The 23,768-nt window shown below is 38.7% G+C and carries 20 protein-coding genes; 7 read left to right on the forward strand and 13 right to left on the reverse strand.

Annotation, left to right across the window (positions count from 1 at the left end; all coding sequences use genetic code 11):
* Window positions 1–23 precede the first annotated feature (23 nt).
* Complete coding sequence (locus AB4160_RS18865) at window positions 24–584, forward strand: hypothetical protein (RefSeq protein ID WP_102476797.1); 561 nt, start codon at window positions 24–26, stop codon at window positions 582–584.
* A gap of 38 nt (window positions 585–622) precedes the next feature.
* On the forward strand, window positions 623–1,270 hold the full coding sequence (locus AB4160_RS18870; RefSeq protein ID WP_102476798.1) for a DUF4386 family protein: 648 nt from the start codon (window positions 623–625) through the stop codon (window positions 1,268–1,270).
* A 208-nt stretch (window positions 1,271–1,478) separates the two neighbouring features.
* Here the strand turns inward: AB4160_RS18870 and AB4160_RS18875 are convergent, their stop codons facing one another.
* The 9 genes from AB4160_RS18875 to AB4160_RS18915 form a co-directional block, all read right to left on the reverse strand.
* The gene (locus AB4160_RS18875) at window positions 1,479–2,264 is read right to left on the reverse strand and encodes an alpha/beta fold hydrolase (protein ID WP_372005989.1); all 786 of its coding nucleotides are present in this window, start codon (window positions 2,262–2,264) and stop codon (window positions 1,479–1,481) included.
* 138 nt (window positions 2,265–2,402) lie between these two features.
* Window positions 2,403–3,257: a crotonase/enoyl-CoA hydratase family protein gene (locus tag AB4160_RS18880; protein WP_102439303.1), complete on the reverse strand. Its 855-nt coding sequence runs from the start codon at window positions 3,255–3,257 to the stop codon at window positions 2,403–2,405.
* Window positions 3,258–3,267: 10 nt separating this feature from the next.
* Window positions 3,268–3,960 carry a crotonase/enoyl-CoA hydratase family protein gene (locus AB4160_RS18885; protein ID WP_102476800.1) on the reverse strand — a complete coding sequence of 231 codons (693 nt, stop codon included), beginning with the start codon at window positions 3,958–3,960 and terminating at the stop codon, window positions 3,268–3,270.
* A 103-nt stretch (window positions 3,961–4,063) separates the two neighbouring features.
* Window positions 4,064–4,672, reverse strand: coding sequence for a glutathione S-transferase family protein (locus AB4160_RS18890; RefSeq protein WP_372005992.1), 609 nt, complete (start codon window positions 4,670–4,672; stop codon window positions 4,064–4,066).
* A 37-nt stretch (window positions 4,673–4,709) separates the two neighbouring features.
* Window positions 4,710–5,621 (reverse strand): bile acid:sodium symporter family protein, encoded by a 912-nt coding sequence (locus tag AB4160_RS18895; protein ID WP_372005995.1) that lies wholly within the window; start codon window positions 5,619–5,621, stop codon window positions 4,710–4,712.
* Window positions 5,622–5,681: 60 nt separating this feature from the next.
* A complete protein-coding gene (locus AB4160_RS18900; RefSeq protein WP_372005998.1) occupies window positions 5,682–6,812 on the reverse strand; it encodes a DUF2855 family protein in 1,131 nt (376 codons plus the stop codon).
* A gap of 21 nt (window positions 6,813–6,833) precedes the next feature.
* Window positions 6,834–7,799, reverse strand: a complete 966-nt coding sequence (locus AB4160_RS18905) for an alpha/beta fold hydrolase (RefSeq protein WP_372006000.1) — start codon at window positions 7,797–7,799, stop codon at window positions 6,834–6,836.
* A gap of 36 nt (window positions 7,800–7,835) precedes the next feature.
* Window positions 7,836–8,498: a nitroreductase gene (locus AB4160_RS18910; RefSeq protein WP_102439297.1), complete on the reverse strand. Its 663-nt coding sequence runs from the start codon at window positions 8,496–8,498 to the stop codon at window positions 7,836–7,838.
* A 107-nt stretch (window positions 8,499–8,605) separates the two neighbouring features.
* Window positions 8,606–11,053: a TonB-dependent receptor gene (locus tag AB4160_RS18915; protein ID WP_372006003.1), complete on the reverse strand. Its 2,448-nt coding sequence runs from the start codon at window positions 11,051–11,053 to the stop codon at window positions 8,606–8,608.
* A gap of 531 nt (window positions 11,054–11,584) precedes the next feature.
* On the opposite strand from AB4160_RS18915, the gene AB4160_RS18920 reads away from it, so the two are divergent.
* Window positions 11,585–13,381, forward strand: a complete 1,797-nt coding sequence (locus AB4160_RS18920; RefSeq protein WP_372006006.1) for an acyl-CoA dehydrogenase C-terminal domain-containing protein — start codon at window positions 11,585–11,587, stop codon at window positions 13,379–13,381.
* A 62-nt stretch (window positions 13,382–13,443) separates the two neighbouring features.
* Here AB4160_RS18920 and AB4160_RS18925 read toward each other — a convergent pair whose 3' ends face one another.
* Window positions 13,444–14,346, reverse strand: a complete 903-nt coding sequence (locus AB4160_RS18925; RefSeq protein ID WP_102532147.1) for a LysR family transcriptional regulator — start codon at window positions 14,344–14,346, stop codon at window positions 13,444–13,446.
* 129 nt (window positions 14,347–14,475) lie between these two features.
* Between AB4160_RS18925 and AB4160_RS18930 the strand changes: the two genes are divergently transcribed.
* Entirely contained in the window at window positions 14,476–14,928 is a 453-nt protein-coding gene (locus tag AB4160_RS18930) for a PACE efflux transporter (protein ID WP_102439293.1), read from the forward strand.
* 121 nt (window positions 14,929–15,049) lie between these two features.
* Here AB4160_RS18930 and AB4160_RS18935 read toward each other — a convergent pair whose 3' ends face one another.
* On the reverse strand, window positions 15,050–16,180 hold the full coding sequence (locus AB4160_RS18935; RefSeq protein ID WP_372006008.1) for a zinc-binding dehydrogenase: 1,131 nt from the start codon (window positions 16,178–16,180) through the stop codon (window positions 15,050–15,052).
* Between the two features lie 90 nt (window positions 16,181–16,270).
* Complete coding sequence (locus tag AB4160_RS18940; RefSeq protein WP_372006009.1) at window positions 16,271–16,951, reverse strand: glutathione S-transferase family protein; 681 nt, start codon at window positions 16,949–16,951, stop codon at window positions 16,271–16,273.
* 735 nt (window positions 16,952–17,686) lie between these two features.
* Here AB4160_RS18940 and AB4160_RS18945 point away from each other — a divergent pair.
* The 3 genes from AB4160_RS18945 (at window position 17,687) to AB4160_RS18955 (ending at window position 22,463) form a co-directional block, all read left to right on the forward strand.
* Window positions 17,687–20,689, forward strand: a complete 3,003-nt coding sequence (locus AB4160_RS18945; RefSeq protein WP_372006011.1) for an endo-1,4-beta-xylanase — start codon at window positions 17,687–17,689, stop codon at window positions 20,687–20,689.
* Window positions 20,690–21,169: 480 nt separating this feature from the next.
* Window positions 21,170–21,442 carry a hypothetical protein gene (locus AB4160_RS18950; protein ID WP_303446172.1) on the forward strand — a complete coding sequence of 91 codons (273 nt, stop codon included), beginning with the start codon at window positions 21,170–21,172 and terminating at the stop codon, window positions 21,440–21,442.
* A 556-nt stretch (window positions 21,443–21,998) separates the two neighbouring features.
* Window positions 21,999–22,463 carry an Arm DNA-binding domain-containing protein gene (locus tag AB4160_RS18955; RefSeq protein ID WP_372006013.1) on the forward strand — a complete coding sequence of 155 codons (465 nt, stop codon included), beginning with the start codon at window positions 21,999–22,001 and terminating at the stop codon, window positions 22,461–22,463.
* Window positions 22,464–22,494: 31 nt separating this feature from the next.
* Here AB4160_RS18955 and AB4160_RS18960 read toward each other — a convergent pair whose 3' ends face one another.
* Window positions 22,495–23,535 (reverse strand): IS481 family transposase, encoded by a 1,041-nt coding sequence (locus AB4160_RS18960; RefSeq protein WP_372006015.1) that lies wholly within the window; start codon window positions 23,533–23,535, stop codon window positions 22,495–22,497.
* Window positions 23,536–23,768 lie beyond the last annotated feature (233 nt).

Consider the following 23,768-nt stretch of genomic DNA (forward strand, 5'->3'; position numbering starts at 1 on the left):
TCACAAAAACCGTATTTAAAATTATGATTATAAAAGAGATTAATATCACCCAAAAAGCCATTGAGCTGTTTTTAATCGCCATTGTTGTCAGTGTTTTTCTAAATGACATTATCATTAATGAACATACCTTAGCCGCTAACCATCTTTGGTATTTAGCCTTAGCGGTTATCATATTAAGCCTATATCGGCTAGATATCCGCCCCAACAAACAAAATAAAATTCACCATCAAGGTTTAAAAAAAACAGGTATTTATAGTCTACTGTTTATTGCAATTTACCTTTGTGGTCCACTCGCCACAGCAAGATATGGTCATGTTTTACTGACTACGCTAGGTAAATATGAGCATGTTAACCATGAGTTCATTGTTAAATATGTGAGTACAGCCTATAGCAGTCAATATTGTACTGGCGCTGTTTACATTAAAAGTTACCAATTATTCGGCAATGACCGTATATGCGGGGTACCTAAATCGCTTTGGTTTAGGTTAAAAAAAGGTGATACATTAACCGTTAAAGGTAGACAAACTAGCCTAGCGTTTGAATATCAGACCGTACAGTTAATCAACAACACTAGCGGAAGCTAACCGCTGTAACAACAAGGTTTTATGAATAAGGATTAGGTGTGAATAACATACAAAAAATAGCTGGCGTTGCTGCACTTTTTGAAGCTGTTATTTACATATCAGCTTTTATATTTTTTGGTGCGTGTTGGGATTACCCAGTCAGTGCAGGTGATACACAAAAACTCAGTTATCTAATTCATCATCAATCAATTTTATCAATCGTTAATTTTGTTATGTATGTCGCTTTTGGGCTTTTTTTAGCCATATTAGTTATAGCGATCCATCAACGGATGAAAACCAAAGCGCCTCTTTTGTCACAAACGGCTACAGTCTTCGGTATTATTTGGGTTGGCCTTGTCATCGCAAGTGGCATGATTGCAAATGTTGGATTAGCAGCTGTTATCGATTTGTCAGCCCAAAATCCACAGCAAGCAATGACCCTTTTAATGGTTATAAACACAATCGTTGAGGCTTTTGGAGGCGGCAACGAAATTGTCGGCGGCTTATGGGTTCTATTATTGAGTGTTGCAGGGTTAAAAGCGATTGAATTACCGAAATGGTTACACTATTTCGGACTATTAATTGGAACTGTCGGTGTTCTTACAATTTATCCTGCTGAAATCCTCACTGAAATATTTGGCTTAAGCCAAATAGTGTGGTTCTCTTGGCTAGGTATGGCAATGCTTGTAAACCTTAACAGCGAATAGGGCGTTCAAACGGCTGAATGACCATTGCAGTCACTAAGTAAATTACTATGGAGTTAACTTTAAAGATAAATATGCAAAAAGTTTCGCACCTTGTAGTAAATAAAAATAGGCCGCCAGAAGCTAAGACTATTGTTAGTTTTACTTTATAAATATAGCTGACTAATTTAGCTGCTATTAAGTAATAACATTATTAATACCATTAGCGTTGTTACCAGTCTTTGACTATGGCCTTAATCATATTGGCAGTATTTTGTGGTTGCTCTAGGGGGAACATATGACCACCATTGGGCATAATGGAAACTTCAATGTTGTTTAAGTTTGCAAAGCGAGTGAAATACTTAACCGGGAATACGTCAGTTTTTTCGCCATAAATAAGTGCAGCTGGGACCTTAAGTTGGTTTTTATATCTGGCTAAGTTACAAGGTAAATGTCTGAAAATATCGGCTTCAACTTCGGGGGTAAAGCTTAATTCTAAGCGTTTATTGCGCTGGGTTACACCATGGTCAACGTAATCTTTTAAACACCTTGGATCAAAGTTTTTAAATAAATTTTTCTGTGCGAAGTAACCAACTAAGTTAGTGTTTAGCGGCCAATGACGTTGACGGTTTTGTGCCCGGCCTGCAGGAGACCATTTATCAATAAGACGAGTCTTTTTAACAACTTTAAGCACATGACTGAAAGGACCTGTCACCACAGGCGGATCTAACATGATTACACCACGAAACAACTCTGGATGTTGGCATGCTGCAAGAAATGACAGAATGCCACCAAATGAATGACCAATACATATCACTTTTTCATCTTGCTGTTTTAAATAATCAAGCAACTCAGTAACCAAGTGCTGCCAATTAGTGTGTATAGGGTATTTATGATTATGCCCATATTGATCATGAGCAATGGTACTGAACTTTTCATTAAATTCACCGAGAAATGTTTTATAACTTCCTGCAGGAAATCCATTGGCGTGAACGAGGTTAATCAGTGGCTTGGTCATAGTTACTTCATACCATGTTTGATTACTTTTGGTTTAAAATCTTTTTATAAAATCTTGTTATAAAAGCTTTTATAAAAAGGCTATTGTCGATTTAAACACTGTTTGGTTAATTCAATCGAGCAATAGCCCTACAGCGAGTTAGAATATTTTTGAATTATCAATTGGTGTTAGCTCTTGAAACTCTGGTGCTCGTTTTTGCGCTTTGGCAGTAAAAGTTTCCATCATGTCATTTTGCGGTTGGAACATACCACTTTGCCAAGCTGCCATATAATTTAAGCTGTCTGCTACAGAATGATCGCGGCCATAATTTATCATCTCTTTACAGCCTGCTACCGCCAATGGTGAGCGAGCAGCAATTTCAGCTGCTATTGCCATTACGCCTGTTAACATGCTTTGTTGATCTTCAAATACCTGATTAACCAGACCTGCATCTTTGGCTTCATTGGCTGGCATTCTGCGACCGGTATAGGCTAATTCTTTAACTAAACCCATTGAGATTAATTTAGGTAAACGCTGTAATGTGCCTAAGTCAGCGGTCATGCCTAATTTAGTTTCTTCAATACTGAAAAAAGCATCACTGGTACAATAACGACAATCAGCAGCGCTGACCATATCAACCGCGCCACCAATACAACCACCTTGAACGGCCATTAATACTGGCATTCTGGCACTTTCTAATACGTTGAAGCACTCTTGTAGCCTTAATACTAAGCGGCGTAATTGCTCATGTTTACGGCCTAATTCAATATTCTTATCATTATTACTTTGGGTAAAAACGGCTAGATCCATTCCTGCACAGAAATGTTTACCTGTTGATGAAATAACAATGACACGAGCAGCAGCTTGATCATTTATCTGTTGAATCACTTTTGGGAATTCATCCCAAAAATCAATATTCATTGAATTAAATTCATCTGGACGATTAAGCTTGATATGAGCAATTTTAGCGTTAACTTCTACAGTCAAACTGTTAAACTTTTCATTGTTATTCATCGTATTAACCTTATAAAATTAACGTGCTTTGGGCATCGATTTCTATCGCGCTATCTAACGCGGCAAGGATTGCGTGACGTTCTTTTAGTTTGGTGCCGTGATGTGATTTCATATCAAGAGATTGCATATGCTTAGCCACTGCATAGGCAGTGGCCATCAGGTGCTCAGGTTCAACAACTTGATCAAGAAAACCTGCTGAAACCGCTGTTTGTGGGGCAAACAGTTCAGCGACTATAACTGAACGAGTAAGATAATTACGTGGGATACGATTTCGCGCAAGCTCAATACCGGCATTGTGCATTGTCATGCCTATAGCGACTTCATTTAAACCAATTTTAAAATCACCCGCACAGCCAATACGGTAGTCACAACTGAGTAATAAAAATGCCCCTTTGGCAATAGCATGACCGGTACATGCCCCAATAATAGGGGTCGGGAACGCCAGCATTCTGCGGGCTAACTTAGAGCCTGCGGTTACCAGTGCTATTGCAGCCTCTGAACTAGACTTCATGGTTTTAAGATCAAAGCCACCTGAAAATATTCCGGCTTGGCCTGTTAAAATAACTACGGCTTGTTGCTGCTCAGCAGCATCTAAAGCGACATTAATTTCTGTAATTATCTCTGGCGAGATAGCATTAACTTTGCCATTGTTTAGCGTAATTACATGTATATTGTTGTCGATTTCGACCTTGATAAGTTCCATTTGCTACCTTTTTAGTTTTAGTTGTCTGTTTTTATTGTCAATCGTTGGTTGTAATATTGTTGCTGTTAATTACTTTATACAGTATTTACTCTAATAAAAAGTCCTATCCGTGTTTTAACATTAATTGATAGGCCGCTCTTTGTTGAACTTTGCTGAGGTAAGCTTTGATATTATCTCTACCCTTGAGCAATTTTAAACTCATGGCAATCTCTAACATGATGGTCATCATGATATCGGCGGCGCTAAAGTCATTGCCAGCAAAGTAACTGTAGCTTGCTAAATATTGGTCAATATAAGCAAAGTCGATTGCTAATTCTTTGGCAATATAACCATCTAGTGGGTAACTACCGGCACGGGGTTCCATTTGCAGTAATAACGTCGTGATAACGGGTAAAGCCAGTGAGCCTTCGGCAAAATGTAACCATTCAAGGTATTGATAATATTGGCTGCTATTTGTGTCTGGTCTTAAATGCGTTGAATAATCTTGGTTTAAGATATATTCCATAATGGCACCAGACTCACATATGGTTATGTCATCATCAACCATGATGGGGGATTTACCCAGAGGGTGTATGGCATATAACGCCTTCGGTGCGAGGTTAGTGTTTGGATCACGCTGATGTATGACTAACTCATAGGGTAACTTCATCTCTTCAAGTAACCATAAAACGCGTTTAGATCTTGATTTAACTAAATGGTGAACTGTAATCATATGAGTATCTTCCGTGTTGTTAATTTTTTAAAGGGCTTCATTTCGCGATATCTAACTGCACTTTCGGTTTATCGGCGCGATTAAACTTTGAATTAAATATTCTGACGAGTACACCTGCAGTAAATAGCATGGTTAACGTATAAATAGCAGGTGTAAATGACATTTTATAATTGGCCAATAAGGTCAGCGCCATGAACATGGATAAAGTACTATTTTGTAAACCTACTTCGATGGTAATTGAAGTGCGCTGAGCAAGGTTTAAACCAAGCCACTTACTTGAATAGTAGCCCACCGCCATGGTTGAAATATTGAGCAATATTGAAACTGGCCCTGCAGCGATAAGGGCTGAAACCACAATGTCTTTTTGAATGTATGTCAAAAAGATAATTAATAAGGTTAAAAATAAAATACCAAATTTAGACACATGAACTTGTGTACTGTCAGCTAATTTGGGGGCAAATCGCTTTATTAACATCCCGATGCTAATAGGCAATATTGTCAGCTTCATTAAACTTATCATGGTGGTAATAATCGGTAATGAGAACTCAGTACCTTTACCCATAAAGTGCTCAAGCGATAAGTTAAGTATCACTGGAATGGTAAATACCGTTATGATGCTGGCTATTGCTGTCATCGAAACTGACAGCGCGACATCTCCTTTGGCTAAATGGGTAAACATATTCGAAGTCGTACCACCTGGACATAGTACTAACAGCATGACGCCTACGGCATATTCTGGTTCTAAAGGCATGACACTTGCCAATACAAACCCTATAAGCGGCAAAAGTATGAGTTGATTAATCAAACCGATAGATACAGCTTTAGGGTACTTTACCACTCGCTTAAAATCTTTAGGAATAAGAGAAAGCCCCATTCCCATCATGATTAAAAATATACAAATTGGAATCACTTTTGTGTTTACAAATTTGACTAATTCAATACTTTCCATACGAACCTCAGGTTTAACAGACCTTGCTGCTGGCCAATTTAAATGAATTGATATTATTAATTACCAAGAAACAATTTGGCCCACAGATGCATCGGCTTTACCAGCTAATACTTGTTGGTAAATGGCATCTAATTCAGTAACGTTATGAGTTGTGTTGATGGTTATGTTCACACGGCAAAACTCAATGTAACGCAGTAATGCTAAATTCATCTGGTTCATCATTTCGGTGGCACCATATTCTGCAGCACGTTTTTTAAGCTGGTTTGGTGCAAAAAAGAACTCTGGTTTTGCGCCCGGCAAGCTAGCAACGTTAAAACCATCTGAGATATCAATATCTTGGTGATGAGTTGCCCCTATTCGACACGAATAACGCAGTGAGTCTGCAAAGTGGTAATGTATTGCTGAAAGTGTTGATTGACCGCCAGCCATATCAACTAAAATTGATGTGACACCGCTGTCGAGTGACGCTATTTGTTGGTAGCTGACAACTTGATCATAACAAGCTAATGACTCAACAAATTTACGATTAGATTCAGAGGTGATACCAATAGCAGGGCGTTCGCCTCTGTCTTTAATTGAGAAGGCCAGGGCAATGCTGGTTTTACTTGATGCACTGGTGATGAGGTATTGAGCTGCGTCAAAGTAATTATTATCTAACATAAAGTCATCAACTAACCATGAAGTGGTAAATAAACCTCGAAGTAAAATATCAAATTCTTCGTTATTTATCTGATAATAAGGATTAGTATTAACCCGATCAAAGCGACTGTAAACAGGTGAAAGACCTTCTCGGCATGAATTTATATCAGAAAATCCCGTTGTAGCGATATTGCCAGCAATAACGGTTAAATGAGTCGCCATTGGCATAAATCCCCAAAGCCTTTCTCCCACCTTAATATGTTGGCAATTTGAAGCAATAACATCTGCATAGCCCATTACTGGGAGTCGCCCCCATTGGGCTTGCTCAGTGCTATTTGCCGTTGGGAAAAATCGCCAATAACCTAAAGCATCTCCGGTGACGCCGTAACTAATGTTGTTTGCTGTAAGAGCAAATTTATCTACTTTCAGCAGTAATTCATTTTCAGCTAAAGGCTGTTCAATATTAAGTGGTACTACTCGGGTTTGGATTAAATTTGATTTTGAAACTTCAAAAACAAATGCACTGTGGGTTAACGTTTGTGATTGGGTCATAACAAGCCTTTATTTTTGTGATTATGTATTAATAAAATGATTCATGACGTGGTTTATCTCTGCAGGTCTTTCGTGTTGTAACCAGTGACTGCAATTTTTGAAACGCACTATGGTGCAATCCGGAACGTATTGGTTAATATCGGTAAGATTCTCATTAACAAAGGCTTGGTCTCGTTCACCCCATAAAATAAGCGTTGGAAGGTTAATACGTATATTGGGTATTTTTATTGTCGCGATGTCTTTAATTGGACTCAATTGACCCGAGTCTTCACTTTTTGACGAGCAGTTATTTTGTTGTTTTAGCGCTGAATGATTAGTGTTTTCTTTTGCCGCTAATTGCGGCATTGCACGGTAATATTGCAGCATGCCATTAATGCCGCCTTGTTGACTCCAAACCTGACGGTACTCAGCTTTGGTTTTATTACTAAATGTACTTTTATAAGCACTTACCATGATGTTCTCAGCTAGGTATTGATAGTTATTTTGCTGTAATAAATGCTCTGCATTTTGACTAATTAAGTCATGAATATAGGTACTCTTTTGGCGTTGTAGTGGGTTATTAACCATTTCTCGGGTGAAGGTACTTGGATGCGCGGCATTCAAAATAATCAGTTTACATATTAGTTGTGGATGAAAGGCTGCAAGGGGCCAAGCGATGGCGCCGCCCCAATCATGGGCAACTAAAATCACTGCGCTATTTGGGCTAATGTGTTTAATAAACTTTGAAAAGAAAGCGATTAAATTGGGGACAGAGTAAAAATCAACTTCAGTAGGTTTATCACTTAAGTTGTACCCAGGTAAATCAGGCGCTATAACCCGATAATTTTCAGCGAAATAACTTAATTGCTTACGCCAAACGCCCCAATATTCAGGAAAACCATGAAGGAAAATGATCGTTGGCTTTGCTACTGTGCCTGATACAAGATTCGATTCAACATAGTGAATGTTGGTCTGATCTATTAACGCAAACTTATGCTCCAACTGCATGTTGATTCTCTTTTAATGTCATATATAAAAAGGCATTTATTCGAAAAAACTGACTGCATTATCGATTAACTCTCTGTCTGTTCTAGTTTTATTTACAGGATTAGTGTCATCAGCAAAGCCAAAAGACATGCCAAATAAGATGCCGCGTTCCTCAGGTAGGTTTAATGCTTCTCGCACAGGATCAGGAAATTGACCTAAGGCACCTTGCATACAATTTGATATGCCATGCTGAGCAAGAACTAATGAAAGTGTTTGCGCGTAAATACCTAAATCTACTGCACCCATAATGTCTAAATATTTATCCATGGTAAAAAATACCGCATGGGGAGCATCAAAGAATTGCCAGTTACGCAGCATTGCCATTTGACGCGCTTTCTTATCTTCTCTGGCTATGCCTAATTCGGTGTAAAGCGCATTTGCTGATCCAAACTGACGCTCGCGGTGTACGCCACTGTATTGTGCCGTCCAGTTAAAGTCTGGGTTTGGCTTGGCGCCGCTCATTAATAATTCCATGAATTGATGTTGTAATTTGTGTTTTGTTTTTCCCGACACCACACAGGCTTGCCAAGGTTGAACATTACAATTGGAAGGGGATAATTGCACCGTTTCAAAAATGTGTTTTAAGGTTTCTTGTGGTACAGGCTTATTCAAAAACGCACGTGCTGAATAGCGTTGTTTTAAAATCGTTTCAATAGGCATTTGCTTACTCTTTACTTAGTATAAAAATGTAGAGTGTTAATAATTGCGTTAAAGGTTAAAGCCAACAGCGACAATGTAAGTCATTGTCACTATTGGCTTTTTCTTAACTAAAACTCATAGGAAATGTTAGCACCGAAAGTACGAGGTTGATTTGGGTAGCCATTAAAACTACCTGCTTGAATCGGAGGCGGGAATGCTGACAATAAGTATTCGTCGTTGGTTAAATTACGTACCCAAAGCTGTAGATTGATACCATTGCCAAAGGCTAATCCGGTGCTGGCATTAACGGTATTAACTTCGCGAGTTAATGAATCAGGCACGTTTTCAGCTAATTTAGTGTCACTTTCATATAAGTAATCAACTCTAGCGTAGCCATATATGTCCTCACCGATTTCATAATTATAAGCAAGTCCTGCTGTCAGGCTTAAATCAGAGATACCAGCTGGTTTTTCACCGGATAAATCCACAGGCCCGTCTAGACCTGATGCGCCAACAAAGGAATCATAAACAGGGTCAAGGTAAGTCCCAGCAAAGGTGATTGACCAATCACTGTTTAAATTATATTTGGAGTCAAATTCAATCCCTTGAGTACTTTGCTTACCTGCATTAGCTAGCACAAATCCAGTACCGATAAAGATAGATGATTGAAATCCTTCAATAGTTTGATCAAAAAATGTGGCATTAAAAGCGCCATTTTCAAAACGTGTTTTAATACCAAGCTCGTAAACGGTAGCTTCTTCAGGAGAGGCATAACGTCCGCCATAAGCTTGGTTAGGTTGTGAAATACCGGCAGTTTCTAATGCCTCTTGATCTGATGCAAAAGGGCTACTATAACGGGACAAATTCCATGACGTCGCTTTAAAGCCTGTTGCAGCTGTGGCAAATATATTGACGTTATTGTTGATTTCGTAGGCTAGGCGAAATGACCAGGTGGTTTTGCTGTCATCTGTTTTATGGTTTTCTACCACGTTAGGTAATTCCATCATTGGCGGTAAAAATTGTAAGCCTTTCAATACTGGAACTGCAGGAGCTAGTTGGGGGATCGAACCAATGGGCACACCAAACAAGGTAAGATCATTATCTAAATCAATTGCAGAAAATACATCAGTATTAGTTTGTTCTATGGTGATGTCTTTTTGGTCATTAATATAACTGACACCAAAAATAGCCGTTAGCTGTTCAGTGATATGGTAATCAAAGCTTGCGAACAGAGAATAGGCATCATTTTTTTGTTCAAACTCTGAGTTAACGGCTGAGGTGTTTGAAAAAAATGTTCCTGGTTCAAGACCATATACTCCTTCAACACCTGCTAATAACCCTGGGGCACCGCCTGCAGCGGTTAATACATCAAAGTAGTTTCGGATATCATTACCGTAATATAAAGTATCGCCAGAAATCACTTCTTCATGGAACAGATAGGCACCGACCATCCATTCAAAGTCTCGCTCGCCTGTTGAAGTTAAGCGCAACTCTTGAGTGACGGTTTCTATTTCAGTGTGACCACCTTCAGTGAGAATATCTAAAGACGTGTAATCAACATCATTCTTAAATCCTGAATCATTACTGCGATAAGCACTGATTGACGTTAATGCAAAACCATCAAAATCAACGTCAATTTGTAGTGAGGCACCGCCATCTTCGACATTATTGTCAGGATTTGAATTAAGTGCAGATTGATAAGAAAATGAATCATTTTCGTCGATAACAATGCCACCTAATGCGCGAACGGCAGCAGTAGTAGGACCATTAATTGAATTTTCAACAGCGCAGCAGGCCTCTTGAATTTCGCTATAGTCGGCTATTAAGCGAAATTTAACATCTTCAGTGGGTTCATATAAAGCTTGCCCTCGAATGTTCCAACGGTCGCGGTCATTAACATCTGACAGACCAACAATACTTTCAGCATAACCATCGCGAGCGTTATAACCGCCCGATAAACTCACGGCAAACGTATCAGAGAGCCCATTAGTTATATAGCCTTTAACTATTTGCTGATTGTAATTGCCATAGCCTAATTCAACCATGCCTTCTAAATCATATGAAGGTTCCATGGTAGTTACGCTGATCACACCAGCAGATGCATTTTTACCAAATAAGGTACTTTGGGGGCCACTGAGCACTTCTATTTGTTGAACTCGCGGTAAGTCACCTATTTGCGCCGCTGCGCGGGAGCGGTAGACACCATCAATGAACACACCAACCGATGGCTCAATCCCGGTATTATTGGTGCCATTACCAAATCCACGAATTGAGAAGTTAGTATTGGTAGAGCGCTGTAATGGCGTAACCCGTAAAGTGGGCACCAATGTTTGTAGATCGTTCATATCAAGCGTATTTGACTGTTTAATTGCAGCGCCGTCCACTACGGTTACCGCCACTGGTGACTCTTGCAGGCTTTTAACACGTTTGGAGGCTGTGACATAGATGACTTCGATATCATCTTTTTCTTCTGAGTTGGTGTTTACTTCTTCAGCAATAGCCGATGAATTAAGTACCCCACAAACTGCTAACGCGGTTAAAGAGTGCTTAAAGATTTGTAATTTTTTTACATTCATATTTATCCCCAATAATGACTAATAGTTATTAAGTAACCTTGTCAACAAACTGATTTACTTAAGTTATTTGTGGCACTTAAGTGCTCTATTAATAACCTGTAAACATCTAGTTTTTATTTGCGTTATTCAATAACTGCAAGGGAATAAATTAGAAGCTAACCTAAGCTTCTGAATATAACTAACTACCACTTTTATGAACGTTTAAACGCTAAATCATGCTATGTGGAGTTTCTGTATTTAACCAATCAATTGTTTTAATAGATTACTATTCATGTAAGGAATACAGGCAGGGCTCAGTCTATGTATAAGGTATGGGAATTACATTGAGGAACAAATACCCACTGTCCCGATTAACTAAATAGCATAAATCAATACCATATTATTTTTACTAATAGATCGTCATAAGTATTATGCATTTGGATAATAGCTTTAGTTAACTTAGCATCGAATATTCGGAAATGTTATTTGTGTGAATTATCATCCAAATAGTCAGTTACCACCTTAAATAAAATAATTATTTGGAGAATGACAATGCCTGACTACAAAGCGCCCATACGCGATTTTAAATTTGTGATGCAAGAGTTACTTGGCTGTGAAAGCCATTACCAAGGTCTTGGTTATGAAGATGCAAGTATAGATATGATTGATGCCATCATTGCTGAGGCGGCTAAATTAACTGAACAAGTCGTGGCACCATTAAACCAAATTGGCGACCAACAAGGTTGTACTTGGACTGACGGAAACGTCACAACTCCTGATGGCTTTAAAGATGCCTATAAACAGTATGTAGAAGGTGGATGGCCAACGTTATCGCAATCACCTGAATTTGGTGGGCAAGGCTTACCGCACTCATTAAATATGAACATTGCCGAGATGTTTTCTAGTGCGAATCATAGTTTTGCCATGTATCCAGGCTTAAGTCATGGCGCTTTGGCAACGATTGAAGCCCACGGCAGTGAAACCCAAAAGCAGCAGTTTATGCCAAAACTTGTTGAAGGAACATGGACTGGCACCATGTGCTTAACTGAACCACATTGTGGCACTGATTTAGGCATGTTGCGCACCAAAGCTGAGCTTAACGAAGATGGCACCTATTCGTTGTCAGGGACAAAAATCTTTATCTCTGCAGGTGAACATGATTTATCAGATAATATTGTTCATATTGTTATTGCGCGTATACCTGGCGCACCAGAAGGTAATAAGGGCATTTCGTTATTTATCGTGCCTAAGTTTAATGTAAACGAAGATGGCAGTATTTCAGATCGTAATGGCGTGAGCTGCGGTTCTATCGAACATAAAATGGGTATCAATGGTAATGCCACCTGCGTGATTAATTTCGATGCTGCTACTGGCCACTTAATTGGCGAACCAAACCGTGGCCTTAAGTGCATGTTTACCTTTATGAATGCAGCCAGAATAGGTGTTGCAAGCGAAGGGGTTGCTGCTGCAGAAGCTTCATTTCAAGGTGCTTTAGCCTATGCCAAAGACCGTCTACAAATGCGATCAATTAGCGGAGTGAAAAATCCACAAGGACCAGCTGATCCTATTATTGTGCATCCAGATGTACGAAGAATGCTATTAACTCAAAAATCAATTGCTGAAGGTGGTCGCGCTTTATTATCTTATTTAGCCCAACTAGTTGATATTGTCCATGCAGAAAAAAATGAAGCAGTAAAAGCTGAAACTGAAACTAAATTGGCTTTATTAACCCCAATTGCAAAAGCATTTTTGTCTGAACTTGGTTTTGAAGCGACCAGTCATGGAGTACAAATATTTGGTGGTCATGGATTTATAAAAGAGTGGGGCATGGAGCAACTCATGCGAGACACTAAAATTAGCTGTTTATATGAAGGTACAACCGGTATTCAAGCACTGGATTTATTAGCGCGAAAAATAATAGGTACCCAAGGTGAAATATTAAAACCATTTTCAAAAGATGTGACGCTATTTTGCCAACAAAATATGGACGATCAAGCTATGGCTGAGTTTATCCAACCCATCATGGCATACGCTAAAGAGTGGCATGAACTTACTGTTACTATTGGTACTAAAGCAACAAAGAACCCTGATGAAATAGGCGGGGCTTCAGTAGATTACTTGATGTTTGCTGGCTACGTTACATTAGCCTTTTTCTGGGCAAGAATGGCAAAAGTGGCTCAAGAAAAGTTAAAGACTGATACATCTGAAAAAGCATTTTACCAAGCGAAAATAAAAACCGCACAGTTCTTTATCCAACGTATGTTGCCAAGAGCTAAAGGTCATGCCGCCTGTATTCAGAACGGTGTAGATTCGATGATGGCATTAGATAGCAAAGATTTTGTTTTCTAAACTTTGAGACCTTATTCATATAACCCGCAAAGTAGGTTTTGCGGGTTATGTGTTTTACAAGGCTAATCAGCCATTTCCCAATGAGCATCCTCAAAACTAAGTTGCTGCAATAAAGCAATTAAACTGCTTAGTACTGGCCCTGATTGATGTTGCCGAGAAACTAAGCAACCAACAGGCGTTATCCAGCCTTTGTATTCATGTGCTACTGGTAAACAAACAATATCATCTGATTGAATTTGTTTAACTAATAATGCTGGCACATTTGCCCAACCAACGCCTTGCTGCACTAGTTCAATTAATGTTTGGTGTGTATTGGCATACCAAAGCATTGAGCTAATACCATAACTAAACCACAGTTCATTTTGTTTAAAACTACGATGCACACATTGACGATAGCGCTTTAAATCGGCTCCTTGAACTATATCAAGATTAGCCAAGTGGTGATCTTTTGATGAAATGGTAAAAAACCTCGCTTGACCCAACAGGAAAAAATCCATATCAACTTTTAGTTCACCATCAGCATATATGATACCTACTTGCACTTTCCCTATTCGAATCCATTCTTCTATATCAAATGAAGAGGCAGTGATAATTTCGACATTTGTAATAGGGAATTTGTCGGCCAATGAGGCTAAAACGGATAACAGTTTACGGTCAACTAGACTTTCATCTATCGCTATCACTAACTCGTGTTCATCCTTGTTCGTCAAGGACTCCACTTTTTGATCAAAATACTGCTGTTGATGCAATATTGATTGGGCTACAGGTAGTAAAGCTGCACCGTTTGCCGTTAATACAGGGATGTTTTTTTCACGGTTAAACAACTCTTGGTTAACCGATATTTCCAGGTTAGCAATAGCCTGACTTACGCCAGATTGTGCTCTTTTTAATTTTCGCGCGGCCGCGGAAAAGGAACCCGTTTCACACACAGTTACAAAGACTTTTAATTGCTCAAAACTATACATAATCTGACCACGAATAAATTAATTACCACAAGGTATCACGAAAGCTGATGGCTGTTAACTTTGTTTAGCGGTTTTAAAAGTCATAATAGCTACTTGTTTTATTCAGTAATGCTTGTTGGAGCGATAGTTATGGGGACATTAGAAAGGGTTTTTCACTCGGTTTTGTTTGAAGTTTTAGCAGTATCAATGTCAATTGCAGGATTGGCTTTATTTACAGATCATGAGGTTAGTTCATTATCAGGAACTATGATAACAATCGCTTCAATTGCCATGGTTTGGAACTATATTTTTAATATGGCATTTGACCGAATAGTTAAGGGTGAAAAAGAAAAAAGAACCTTTTCAACACGTATTATTCATGTTGGTTTGTTTGAAGCTGGGTTATTATTCTTCACGATTCCAGTGATGGCTTATATCCTCAAGATCAGCTTATGGGATGCTTTTATTCTTGATTTAGGGGTTACCATTTTTATTACCATTTATGCATTTGTTTTCAACTTAAGTTACGATCATTTGAGAGCATTTTACTTAAAAAATAAAGCAGCTAAAAAGGCATCGTTAGCTCATTCTATATCTTCATAAAGTATGAAATTTAGTTAAATAATTAGCTTAAGTTACTGTTTAACTGCCATAAGACGGTAAAAAAGCAGATACCCTAATCAGTATCTGCTTTTACTTATCTACAAAATAATCTACTTAAATATTACTGTCTTTGAGGTGTAATTAAGTACTTTTCACCAGTCGCTTGCTTAGCATAACCAGCTATCGATTTTAAATTCAAAACCTCAGCTAATGTCACTTCATGTGTGTAGTGACTTGCAAATGTTGTAGTAATTTCATCTGCGACACGTTTACGCATAGCGACGACCGTTTCAGTGCCGAGTTTGCCCAGTGCATTAAATAATAAAAATCCATTAACACCCCAAGCAAAACCGAAGTTACGGTTAAGCGTAATAGGTCCACGGTTTAATGCGCCGTAAATGTAGACTTGTTTGAAAGTGTCTGAGCCATATACGCTGTGTTCTTCCATATCACGAGCCGCTGCGACTTCCATACAGTTAAGAATGTCACTTGTTAATTTTCCGCCACCGATCGGGTCAAAGGCAATTGTTGCACCGGTTTCAATAATCGCGGCGGTTAAATCAGCTAGGAAAGTGTCACTACTAGAGTTAACAACATATTTTGCGCCCATGTCACGTAATAGCGTTTCTTGTTCAGTTTTACGAACAATATTGATTAAATCGATACCATCAGCAATACAAATACGGTTTAACATTTGACCGAGGTTAGATGCTGCTGCGGCATGAATAATCGCTTTATGTCCTTCTGCGCGCATGGTTGCAACCATTGCTAAAGCGGTTAGCGGGTTTACAAAAGAAGATGCGCCTTCTTTAGCCGTGGTGCCTGGTTTTAATTCTAAACAGCTTCGCACATTAGCGCATATATATTGACGATAAGTCCCGCCACCAATCACAGCAACGGTTTTACCCATCAATGCCTGCGCTGCAGCCGAAGAACCTGCTGCAATGACGGTTCCGGCACCTTCATTACCAACTGGCGTTGCTTTACCGACACGGGCTTTTACCGCTGGCATGAACTGAGGTGGAACATCAGCAGTAATGATAGAGTTTAGTTCGCTACCTGATTGAGCCGCTGTTGTCATATCAGCAGCACTGAAAAGTACAGCTAAGTCAGACGGATTTAATGGCGCGGCTTCAACTCGAATGACCACCTCATCAACACCCGGTTGTGGCATATCTATGTTTCGTAATGCCAAGGTTAATTTATTGTCTTCACTGATTGTTGAAGTGAGTTGGATATTTGACTCTGTCATGTGGTGTTACTCCTGAAAGTCGTGATAATTTTTGAATCAATACTGTTATTGATTGGGAAATAGTTTTATTAATAATTAGCTTTAGTTGTTTTAATCGTTAGTTGCAGCCGGTGCTTGTAACTGAGTTTTCAGTTTTTGCATAAACTCAGGCATATTCGCTAATCGGTCTGCCTCAACGTTTTGGGCAATAGCAGACTGGCTCATGGCGTCATGCCACTGTTTCATTCCCGGCACCTCAGCGAGTACATCCCAATGAAGTTGGCTGGCGCCAAAAGTGCTTACTATGGTATTTACGTAATAAACGTAGATGTCAGCCATGGTAAATTGCTCGCCGGCAATCCATGGTGAAAACTGACATAAACGGCTTAAAGCTGTAATGCCACGGGTTAATACTTGGCGCACTTCATTGGCAACTGATTCTGGTACTTCAGTACCAGAAAACGCATAAGGAATTAGCCGTCTACTGGGTAGTTCGAAATATAGTTCAGCTATTTTCATTATTTGTCGCACTACAGCACGTTCACTTGAACTTTGTGGATATAAGGCCGTTGTAGGGTAAGTCTCTTCTATAAAATCACAAATGACACTCGACTCTGAAAGATGTAAGCCTTCAGTTGTTATAACAGGTACTTTCCCTGCAGGACTGATTGCCAGTAACTCATCACTACCACCGTAAATAAGGTTTTCTTGAAATGGCAGTTCTTTGTATAAGAGTACATGTTTTACTAGGTTGTAATAGTTACTAGCAGCAAAACCGTGCAAAATAATCATAAATCAGTTTTCCATCTTTAATGTCAGGATTGTTGTTACTAGCGAATAAGTACAATTCAAGCTCTTGTATTTAACTCGTTGCAACAGAGATGCTTGCAATGTTTAAGATAAAGCCATTATTACTGGTTTTAATGGGGTTATATATAAGGAGATATGTGGAACACTATTGCTTAAAAGACAATAGTAAGACTGGAAGGCCGTAATATTTAAGTTGTTTTATTCTAAATAGGTTAGGGTGATTAAAACGAGTAAAGGGAAATTACATCTTGCTCAATCTATAAAAATCAGCTTTATCATCTCGTTAAATTGACGAACTTGCACACGGTAACTTTGGTGAAATAGCCAAGTAAAACTTAAAAAATTTCAATATAAATTCACAATGTCATAGCGAACAACAAAGCAGACTGCTCTAGTCAAAGTAATAAGTTAGCAGCTCAAATAACATTATTTAAAATAAAACCTTCTAAGTGTTTAGATCTCATCAAACATCAATAAGCGTCTAAAAAACAATCAAATAGATTCAAAAATCTTTACATACAATCAAAATAGCAAACAAAAAAACACCATTAACCAACTTAACTTGAGATTATTTTAATTGTTAATAACATTCAAGTGGTCTACTTTACTATAAGCTTATAGTCAATAAGACTTATAGCTAGCTCGTAGTAAACACAATAAAAAAAGTGATTTTATAAAATGACAAATTAAAAATACAATACTCTTCAGGAAATATAAATGAATATACAAAACGATAGATTTAAATTATCCAGGACAAGCTTACTGGTTTCCCCTTTACTACTACTATTATTGTCGGCATGTTCAGATGATGACAAAAAAACACCCGTAGTGCCTCCAATACCCGAAGTTCCGCCAGCCGTAGAAGTCGATCCAGATCCAGAGCCGTTAGTGACTAATTTAGTCGAAGCAGCAAACAAAGCAAATAAACGCATTGGTACCGCGTTAAGTCATGGTGTTTTAAGCAATAACGAGACTGACTATATCGACATAGTAAAGAAAGAATTTAACTATGTGACACCTGAAAATATCGGTAAATGGGGATCTATTCAAAATACTAGCTCTGACGTTTGGGATTATGACGCTTTAGATAGCATGATCGATTTTGTCGAAGAAAATGACATAGCGTTTAAAGGCCACGCCTTAGTATGGCATCGCCAAGCACCATCTTTTGTTAATGGTGATGTAACAGCTGAAGATTTAACCATATTAATTAATGCGCATATCGATGCTACGGCAGCGCGTTATAGCGGACAAATATATGCGTGGGATGTGGCAAACGAAGTGATGGGTGATGATGCTAATTATCGTGACTCTGTATTCTTTGAAAAGCTAGATAAAAACTACATTGCAGATGCGTTTACTAGAGCACATGATGCTGCTCCTGAAGCGAAGTTGTTTTATAACGATTACAGTATCGACAACATCAATGCTAAGTCTGATGCTGTATTTACCATGGTAACTGAATTAATCAATGCTGAAGTCCCGATTCACGGGGTGGGTTTTCAAATGCATTTAGACGCATCAAATGCACCATCAACCCAGCAAATGACCGATAATCTGCAACGTTTTGCAGATTTGGACTTAGACGTTAACATCAGTGAAATTGATGTGCGTTTATCCTCTTTACCTTGGGACCAAGTGACTAAACTGGCTATTCAACAACAGGTATACCATCGTGCAGTCAATGCATGTATGAATGTTGACCGTTGTGACGCTGTCACGGTTTGGGGGTTCACAGACAAATACAGTTGGATTGATAGCGAGTTTGGGCCCGATGATCCACTTTTATACACTGCTGATTACCAAAGAAAACCGGCTTATTTTGCGATAGCTGATGCCTTTATGGGTATTGAAGCTGATGCATCAGGTGTGATGCCAAACTTAATTGCCAATGGTAACTTTGAAATAGGCACAGACGGGTGGACAACCTTAGACGAAACAGCCATGAGAACCACTGAATATCAACAGAATGGAATAACATCGCTGTTATCTTCAGCAAGTGAAGATGCTAAAGCGACAGCTAGCATTGATATCACCAGCTTACTTAAGGCAAACAGCGTCTATGACCTTAAAGCTTGGGTGATGTCAGCTAACGAAACAACATTAGCAAGCTCTGTCAATGTAATACTCGAATGTGTCGCTGAAGAAGCGAACACTATCGTTGTTAATTCAGCCGTTGCCAGCAACACTGAGTTTACCCAATTATCAGGTTCATTTTCCGTACCTAATTGTGAGCTTGTCAACGCCACTTTATCAGTTGAAGGCGCTGATGTAAGTGAAGACTTTTACTTAGATGCAGTAAGCCTTCGACCACAAGCTTTAATGCCTAACACTGATGGTTTTGGCGATAACCTTTTAGCTAACAGTGATTTTGAAATTGATGCTTCAGGTTGGGAAGGTTACGACACATCAGCAGTTGCAATCACCACAAGCAAAGTATTTGCCGGAACCCAAAGTCTAGTCGGTACTGCACGTACCCAAGAATATCAAGGGCCATCAACGAATATTTTGAGTCTTGTTGAGTCAGGCCAAACTTACCAATTGTTTGCTCGAACGGCAATTAGTGAAGGTTTAGCTCAAGTTAAAGCAACAATTAGTGCAACCTGTTCAGATGGTGTTAAGTACTTAGGCACTGGCGCTACGGAGGCTAACTCAACTGATTGGTCTCTAATTGCGGGGCAGGTAACGTTACCTACCTGTGCGATGAGCGATGTCATACTTTATTTTGAAGGCCCAGCAGTGGGTATTGATATCTATGTCGATGACGTCACTTTTCATCAAGAAAAGAAAGATCTAGGCCCTAACTTAGTAACAAACAGCGACTTTGAAATAAACACTGATGGTTGGTCAGTTTGGGGCGGCACATTAGCCAGCTCAACAAACTATGCCAACACAGGTAATAGCAGTGCTTTACATAGTGATAGGACAGGGACTTGGCAAGGCCCGATATTTAATTTACAACCTTTTGCTGAAACCGGTAAGACCTATGAAATTACCACATATGCCCGCATTGAAAATACTAGTGAAGATCTACTTAACATTACCTTAAAAACCTTATGTGAAGGTGATGAAGAAGCTGATGCATCTTACACTCAACATGGTGCTATAACGGTTACCAATGGCGAGTGGACAAAGTTAACCGGTAGTTTAGTGTTACCAAATTGTGCGCTAACTAGTGCCGTTGTATATTTTGATGGCCCCGCAATTGGTGTCGATATTTATATCGATAGCGTGTCTATTACCAGTGACATTACTGTGGACGCTGATAACTTATTGACCAATTCAACCTTTGAATCGGGTATAAATGGCTGGGCAACTTGGGGGGCAAACATTGAAGAAAGTACTGATTTTGCTCACACAGGTGAAAAGTCAGCGTTAGTTAATTCACGTACCAATGATTGGCAAGGGCCTGTCTACGACTTTTTGGGGCGAGGAGTTGCAAATACCGCTTATGATATCAGCGGTTGGATAAGAGTTGCAGGTTCTGACAGTGAAAACGTTAGCATTAACATCAAGCAAACCTGTGAAGGTTCAGAGGCGGTTTACACCGAGGCAGGCCCAGCCGTTACTGTGTCAGACAGTGAATGGACCTTAGTGAGTGGCACATTTACCCCCCCTGATTGTGAATTAACTGAGCTCTCGGTGTATTTTTCAAATGCCGCTGTAGGCGTTGATATCTATTTAGACGACGCGGTAGTTAAGTTGGCCTCGGTAGAATAAAATAGACTGTGTTTATTTACTCAATAAGTAAGCTCGTTTAATAAATAGTACCAAAATAAGCAAAGATTTATATCGGGCAGAGGGCGTTACATCAAGTTATAACCTCTGGCATTGTTTGTAGATTAATTAAATTATAATATTTAATCCACAATATCGATTTACGTTTATTTAAAAACTATCTATAAGGAATGTTGAGAATTTATTATCAACATTCCTTTTTATTTAAACTAGCATCATTAGGTTGATTGTTAATACCACCATAAACTTGATAAATATCGACGTTGTTCAAATTAACAACGCATAACATTCCATATCCCTAAGTGATTTAAAAACTACTGTACTCGGGCCTTTATTCGTTTCATTACTATTGTTGCCCAATTTCACTTTATTAAGCACGCCCATAAATTTATTGATATTAGTTCTATTGTTTTCAGTGTGATTACGAGATAATAGCGTTAAATACTTAACAGAGAATGTATAATGGACAACCAGCAAGACAGTTACATGACTGAAGAAACTCTAATTGAAACAATCGAAAATCAAATCGCAGATGGTGAGCCAAAAAAGGTAAAAGAAACCTTAATGCGCTTAGTTATGACGGGCACGCCACGTGAAGAAGCGGTTCAATGGATGGCCTGTGCCCTGGCTATTGAAGTATCCGATATCATGGAAAATGATGTTTCATTCAATGAATCACGTTATATCCAGCATTTGAACGCATTACCCAATTTGGATTGGATGAAAGATGATTAGTATCAATGCCTTATAATTACAAAGATTAAGCATAACTGACTAAATTGGGAACGTTAATATGCTCGATAAGCATTATGTAGAGCCCAGTTTACTCGGGGCTGCTTAACGTCATGATAAGTGAATTCAAGGATATTTTACGTAAGATAAAAATACATGTATTTTCCGGTAATGTAACATTTTTGTATAAAACGTCAGCTAAATTCAATACTTAATGGATGTACAAATAAAGTAAACACCTATTACTTGTTTGTTCAATTCAGAATTAAGTTATCTTTTCGCCTACATTTATCGTTAAAAATATAACTTTTCAGTTCGTTAAATGATTATTAAATAATTTTATATGCTTTTAAATTATGTATGTTTTAGTTTAAGTTTAAGTTTTAGTTTTAAGTAGTCTGGATATTTGTTTTTAAAAAGATCGTTGTCAGATAATTATAGAAGAACATTATTCTAAAGAGTTTGTGAATTTGTTACTTCATCAAGAGACACATTTGTAGGTTAATAGAGGTTGTATGGTTGCGGTTAATAAATTATCTGACACGTTTTACGAAAAATATTGGGGAAACCCTATATAGGTAAATCTGTCATTGCTGATGGTGGGAGCTTATCAGTTCGTATTTCAAAGAAAGGTTTTATTGGTTGGGTTTTTCGTTATAGGCTTGGTGGTCGTGAAACGAATCCTAAGTGGGTCAGTTTAGGGAAATATCCTGAAACGTCGATAAAGCAAGCTAGAGTTAAAAGAGATCAGTGTCGTAAATGGTTGGACAATGGTGAAGATCCCACTGTCGAATTATCATTGGTTAAAGTTAAACGTAAAGAGGCTGTCACAGTTAAAGATGCGCTGGAATATTGGTTGGTGGAATATGCCACTGAAAACCGTAAAAATGTAGATAAACATAGAGCACAATTCTCCCGCCACTTATATCCTTATTTAGGCAAGTATCCATTAGAGAAAACAACCAAACCACAATGGTTGGAATGTTTTGATCGAATAAAATGTAGTAGCTCAGACTTGATCTGACAGTTACCCATTTTTTATGGTGTCTGTCAGCTTAGATTTGAGCTAGATTTTTATCTGTCCAAATCTGTTTCCCATCCAATAATGTTTCAAGTGGCGTTCGACCACAGCACATTTTGCCTTGATGAGTTCGATCATTGTTGTAGTAATTTATCCATGCGTCTAGATCTTTTTGCAACATTTCTAAATTATCGTATAGCTTTTTTCGGAAAGTAACCTGATAAAATTCATTCAAAATTGTCTTATGGAACCGTTCACAAATACCATTCGTTTGCGGTGACATTGCCTTAGTTTTTGTATGATCGATATCATTTATTGCTAGGTATAACTGGTAGTCATGCTGCTCAACTCGCCCGCAGTATTCTGTTCCCCTATCAGTCAATATTCGTAGCATAGGAAGCTCGTGTTGTTCGAAATAAGGCAGAACTTTATCGTTGAGCATATCTGCTGCGGTGATTGGTGTTTTTGTCGTATAGAGCTTGGCAAACGCTACCTTGCTATAAGTATCGACGAAAGTCTGTTGGTAGATCCTACCCACACCTTTTAGGTTACCGACATAGAACGTATCTTGTGAGCCGAGGTAGCCTGGATGATGAGTTTCTATCTCGCCACATGCTTCATCATCATGTTTTTTCTTTTCAAGAGCAGCAACTTGGGCATCGGTTAGTATAATTCCGTCATTGGCGACCTTGTCCTCTAATGCTTTAAGCCGTTTCTTAAAGTTTTCTAGGTTATGGCGAAGCCAAATAGAGCGAACACCACTACCTGACACAAATATCCCCAGCTTACGCAGTTCATTACTGGTTCTATGTTGGCCATGAGCCGGAAAGTCGATAGCATATTTAATTACTGACTGTTCAATCGCTTCGTCAACTCGATTCTTCAGATTAGGTGTTCTGCGTGTCTTTTCAATTAAGGCTTCAATACCACCATCTTCAACAAGTTCTTGATAGCGATAAAATGTATCTCTAGAGACACCCATTACTTTACATGCTCGAGATACGTTACCCAGCTCTTCAGCTAAATTGAGTAAACCTGCTTTGTGTTTAATGATTGGATTGTTAGTATGCAACATGAGAGTTACCTTTGGTTTTGATTAAAAGATTCGACACCTTTATCAAAACGGGTAACTCTCACTTTTTCAAGTTGAATGTCAGATCAAGTCGAAACTAATACAAATAAAAAAAGGTATTTCTAATGAACGAAAGGGCGCTCCTGTCGCAGCAGGTCAAGTCTTGCAAGCGTCAAAACAAGCATTGTTATTCTGTAGAAAAAGAGAGTATGCCAAAAGCTGTACTGGTCAACCCA

Origin of the sequence: Shewanella sp. 10N.286.51.B8, from assembly GCF_041469325.1 — a bacterium.
Classification (GTDB): domain Bacteria; phylum Pseudomonadota; class Gammaproteobacteria; order Enterobacterales; family Shewanellaceae; genus Shewanella.

Bases quoted from the DNA above. Each gene is read 5' to 3' on its own strand.
- AB4160_RS18910 (WP_102439297.1), bottom strand. From the start codon at position 8,498: ATGCCTATTGAAACGATTTTAAAACAACGCTATTCAGCACGTGCGTTT.
- AB4160_RS18905 (WP_372006000.1), bottom strand. From the start codon at position 7,799: ATGCAGTTGGAGCATAAGTTTGCGTTAATAGATCAGACCAACATTCAC.
- AB4160_RS18865 (WP_102476797.1), top strand. From the start codon at position 24: ATGATTATAAAAGAGATTAATATCACCCAAAAAGCCATTGAGCTGTTT.
- AB4160_RS18885 (WP_102476800.1), bottom strand. From the start codon at position 3,960: ATGGAACTTATCAAGGTCGAAATCGACAACAATATACATGTAATTACG.
- AB4160_RS18920 (WP_372006006.1), top strand. From the start codon at position 11,585: ATGCCTGACTACAAAGCGCCCATACGCGATTTTAAATTTGTGATGCAA.
- AB4160_RS18940 (WP_372006009.1), bottom strand. From the start codon at position 16,951: ATGATTATTTTGCACGGTTTTGCTGCTAGTAACTATTACAACCTAGTA.
- AB4160_RS18890 (WP_372005992.1), bottom strand. From the start codon at position 4,672: ATGATTACAGTTCACCATTTAGTTAAATCAAGATCTAAACGCGTTTTA.
- AB4160_RS18900 (WP_372005998.1), bottom strand. From the start codon at position 6,812: ATGACCCAATCACAAACGTTAACCCACAGTGCATTTGTTTTTGAAGTT.
- AB4160_RS18960 (WP_372006015.1), bottom strand. From the start codon at position 23,535: ATGTTGCATACTAACAATCCAATCATTAAACACAAAGCAGGTTTACTC.
- AB4160_RS18895 (WP_372005995.1), bottom strand. From the start codon at position 5,621: ATGGAAAGTATTGAATTAGTCAAATTTGTAAACACAAAAGTGATTCCA.
- AB4160_RS18880 (WP_102439303.1), bottom strand. From the start codon at position 3,257: ATGAATAACAATGAAAAGTTTAACAGTTTGACTGTAGAAGTTAACGCT.
- AB4160_RS18930 (WP_102439293.1), top strand. From the start codon at position 14,476: ATGGGGACATTAGAAAGGGTTTTTCACTCGGTTTTGTTTGAAGTTTTA.
- AB4160_RS18935 (WP_372006008.1), bottom strand. From the start codon at position 16,180: ATGACAGAGTCAAATATCCAACTCACTTCAACAATCAGTGAAGACAAT.
- AB4160_RS18945 (WP_372006011.1), top strand. From the start codon at position 17,687: ATGAATATACAAAACGATAGATTTAAATTATCCAGGACAAGCTTACTG.
- AB4160_RS18915 (WP_372006003.1), bottom strand. From the start codon at position 11,053: ATGAATGTAAAAAAATTACAAATCTTTAAGCACTCTTTAACCGCGTTA.
- AB4160_RS18875 (WP_372005989.1), bottom strand. From the start codon at position 2,264: ATGACCAAGCCACTGATTAACCTCGTTCACGCCAATGGATTTCCTGCA.
- AB4160_RS18950 (WP_303446172.1), top strand. From the start codon at position 21,170: ATGGACAACCAGCAAGACAGTTACATGACTGAAGAAACTCTAATTGAA.
- AB4160_RS18925 (WP_102532147.1), bottom strand. From the start codon at position 14,346: ATGTATAGTTTTGAGCAATTAAAAGTCTTTGTAACTGTGTGTGAAACG.